Source organism: Peterkaempfera griseoplana (assembly GCF_001418575.1).
Lineage (GTDB): Bacteria > Actinomycetota > Actinomycetes > Streptomycetales > Streptomycetaceae > Peterkaempfera > Peterkaempfera griseoplana.
Map to the genome: position 1 here is coordinate 1 of NZ_LIQR01000284.1, position 3,416 is coordinate 3,416.

4 protein-coding genes are annotated in these 3,416 nt (G+C 73.1%); 3 read left to right on the forward strand and 1 reads right to left on the reverse strand.

The window, feature by feature from the left end; translation table 11 throughout:
- Both AOK09_RS21090 and AOK09_RS21095 read left to right on the forward strand, forming a co-directional pair.
- On the forward strand, window positions 1–759 hold a 759-nt coding region (locus AOK09_RS21090), incomplete at its 5' end, for an ATP-binding cassette domain-containing protein (protein ID WP_157875975.1).
- A 172-nt stretch (window positions 760–931) separates the two neighbouring features.
- The gene (locus AOK09_RS21095; protein WP_055588781.1) at window positions 932–2,602 is read left to right on the forward strand and encodes a DNA repair helicase XPB; all 1,671 of its coding nucleotides are present in this window, start codon (window positions 932–934) and stop codon (window positions 2,600–2,602) included.
- Between the two features lie 116 nt (window positions 2,603–2,718).
- On the opposite strand, the gene AOK09_RS21100 is transcribed toward AOK09_RS21095, so the two are convergent.
- Window positions 2,719–3,258, reverse strand: coding sequence for a VanZ family protein (locus AOK09_RS21100; RefSeq protein ID WP_245687405.1), 540 nt, complete (start codon window positions 3,256–3,258; stop codon window positions 2,719–2,721).
- Between AOK09_RS21100 and AOK09_RS42350 the strand changes: the two genes are divergently transcribed.
- Window positions 3,158–3,416 (forward strand): hypothetical protein (locus tag AOK09_RS42350; protein WP_245687406.1); only part of this gene is annotated, 259 nt, incomplete at its 3' end. The two genes, AOK09_RS21100 and AOK09_RS42350, sit on opposite strands and share 101 nt — an antisense overlap.

Genomic DNA, 3,416 nt, shown 5'->3' on the forward strand with positions numbered 1-3,416 from the left:
GGCATCAGCCTGCACATCCCGGCCGGATCGGTGGTGGCGGTGGTCGGCGAGTACGGATCGGGCAAGTCCACGCTGGTCAAGCTGCTGTGCAAGTTCCACCGGCCGGACAGCGGGGCCGTCCTCGTCGACGGCCGCGACCTCGCCGCCATCGACACCCCGACCTGGCGGGAGCGCATCTCCAGCGCCTTCCAGGACTTCGGCCGGTACCACACCGTGCTGCGCGAGGCCGTCGTCCTCGGCGACCTGACCGCCGCCGACGACCCGGAGCGCATCACCGGGGCGCTCGCCGCCGCCGACGCCACGGGGCTCGTGGAACGCCTCCCGGACGGGATGGACACGCTGCTCGGCACCGAGTTCGGCGGCACGGAGCTGTCCGAGGGCCAGTGGCAGCGCCTGGCGCTGGCCCGTGCCTCGCTGCGGCCCGAGCCGCTGCTGTTCGTCCTGGACGAGCCGACGGCGTCCCTCGACGCGCCCAGCGAGCACGCCATCTTCCGGCGCTACATGGAGCGGGCCCGCGAACTCGCCGCCCGGACCGGGGCGATCACCGTGATCGTCTCCCACCGCTTCTCCACCGTCGCGGGCGCCGACCTCATCCTCTCCCTGGACCGCGGCCGGCTCGTCGAGACCGGGAGCCACGAGACCCTCATCACCCGAGGCGGTGCCTACGCCGACCTGTACTCCCTGGCCGAACGCGGCTACGCCGGCGGTGCGGACACGCCGTCGCCCCGCGCCGCGTCCCCCACGGAACCGGTGGCGTGACCGGGGCCGCGCCCGGGGCTCGGAAAGCGGACATCGCCGGCCGGCCTTCCGAGCCGTGGGCGCGGACGGTGGAGCGGAAGGCGGCCCCTCCCGGCGGTCGGGCACACGTTCACCCGGACGAGTGCGCAACACTGGAGGGTCTGGCCATGGCTCCACCGGAAGGACATCGCACGTGAACGACGGGCCCCTGATCGTCCAGAGCGACAAGACCCTTTTGCTGGAGGTCGAGCACCCCCGCGCCGACGACTGCCGGCGGGCGATCGCCCCGTTCGCCGAGCTGGAGCGGGCGCCCGAGCATGTGCACACCTACCGGGTGACGCCGCTGGGCCTGTGGAACGCCCGGGCCGCCGGGCACGACGCCGAGCAGGTCGTGGACGCCCTGGTCAACTACTCCCGCTACCCGGTGCCGCACGCCCTGCTGGTGGACGTGGCCGAGACCATGGCCCGCTACGGGCGGCTGCAGCTGCAGAAGCACCCCTCGCACGGGCTGGTGCTGTCGACCACCGACCGCCCGGTGCTGGAGGAGGTGCTGCGGTCCAGGAAGATCGCCCCCCTGGTGGGCGAGCGGGTGGACCCGGACACGGTGGTGGTGCACCCCTCGGAGCGCGGCCAGATCAAGCAGGTCCTGCTGAAGCTCGGCTGGCCGGCGGAGGACCTGGCCGGCTATGTGGACGGCGAGGCCCACCCCATCGCGCTGGAGCAGGACGGCTGGCATCTGCGGCCCTATCAGCAGCAGGCCGTGGAGGGCTTCTGGCACGGCGGCTCGGGTGTGGTGGTGCTGCCCTGCGGCGCCGGCAAGACCCTGGTCGGGGCGGCCGCGATGGCCGAGGCCAAGGCGACCACCCTGATCCTGGTCACCAACACCGTCTCGGCCCGGCAGTGGAAGCACGAGCTGGTGAAGCGGACGACGCTGACCGAGGACGAGATCGGCGAGTACAGCGGCACCCGCAAGGAGATCCGCCCGGTCACCATCGCCACGTACCAGGTGATGACCACCAGGCGGAAGGGCGTCTATCCGCACCTGGAGCTGTTCGACTCCCGCGACTGGGGCCTGATCGTCTACGACGAGGTGCATCTGCTGCCCGCGCCGATCTTCCGCTTCACCGCCGACCTCCAGGCCAGGCGCCGCCTCGGGCTGACCGCGACCCTGGTGCGGGAGGACGGCCGCGAGGGCGACGTCTTCTCGCTGATCGGGCCCAAGCGGTACGACGCCCCGTGGAAGGAGATCGAGGCGCAGGGCTACATCGCGCCGGCCGACTGCTGCGAGGTACGGGTCACCCTCACCGACTCGGAGCGGCTGGCCTACGCGGTCGCCGAGCCGGACGAGCGCTACCGCTTCTGCGCCACCACCGCGACCAAGCGCCGGGTGGTGGAGGCGCTGGTGGAGCAGCACCGGGGCGACCAGACCCTGGTCATCGGCCAGTACATCGACCAGCTGGACGAGCTGGGTGAGGCGCTGGACGCCCCGGTGATCAAGGGCGAGACCACCAACCTCCAGCGGGAGAAGCTCTTCGACGCGTTCCGCAACGGGGAGATCTCGGTCCTGGTGGTCTCCAAGGTCGCCAACTTCTCCATCGACCTCCCGGAGGCGGCGGTCGCCATCCAGGTGTCGGGCACCTTCGGCTCCCGGCAGGAGGAGGCCCAGCGACTGGGCCGGGTGCTGCGGCCCAAGGCGGACGGCCGGGCGGCGCACTTCTACTCGGTGGTCGCCCGGGACACCATCGACCAGGACTTCGCCGCGCACCGGCAGCGCTTCCTGGCCGAGCAGGGCTACGCCTACCGGATCATCGACGCGGACGACGTGCTGCACGGGACCGAGGCCGGGGACGACCCGGTGCGGTGACACCCGCTCGCCGCAGGGGGCGGGCCCGATGGCCCGCCGGTCACTGCCCGCCCCCTTGCCGGTCCCGAACGGGGCCACCGTGAACGGCCTCGTGGTGGGCCGCAACCGGCGGCTGGTCAGACCCTGTCCTCCACTCCACCCCTCCTCCGCTGCCACCAGTGGCGGCGCGGCGGGTGGACCGCCCGGGAGACCCGCCGTCCCAGCAGCAGGTAGCCCAGCAGGGAGCCGGTGGTGTTCAGGATGACGTCGTCGATGTCGAACGACCGCCCCTCGACCACGGTGCCCTGCACCAGTTCGACGAGCAGCATCACCAGCGCCGTGGCCAGCAGCACCCGCAGCAGGCCGCGCGCCCGCGGCACCAGCACCGGCAGCAGTACGCCGAACGGCACGCCCAGCGCGATGTTGCCGCCGATCTGCTTGACCGCGTCGCGCACCGACGGCTGGTGAAGGTAGAGCCGCAGCGACGCACCGGGGTGCAGGTTGCTGTGCGAGATCGCCACCGACGCGGGCGACGGGGTGAGCGTCAGACGGGCCAGCACCGCCGCGAAGGCCACCATGCCGACGAACGCCACCAGCATCACCAGCGCCCGCAGCAGAGCCGCCAGCGGAGACGGCCGGCCGGCCCGCGGCGGGGTCGCGCTGCGGCGCTTCGCCACGGCGGCCGCGCTGCCGGACCTGGACGCCGGTGCCGCGCCGCGCTTGGACGCCGCTGCCGTACGGCGCTTCGCCGTGGGCAGCAACCGCCGCTTCGCGGGGGACGCCGCGCCGGACTTCGGCGCGGGTGCCGCCGCAGGCGCCGTACGGCGCTCCGGAC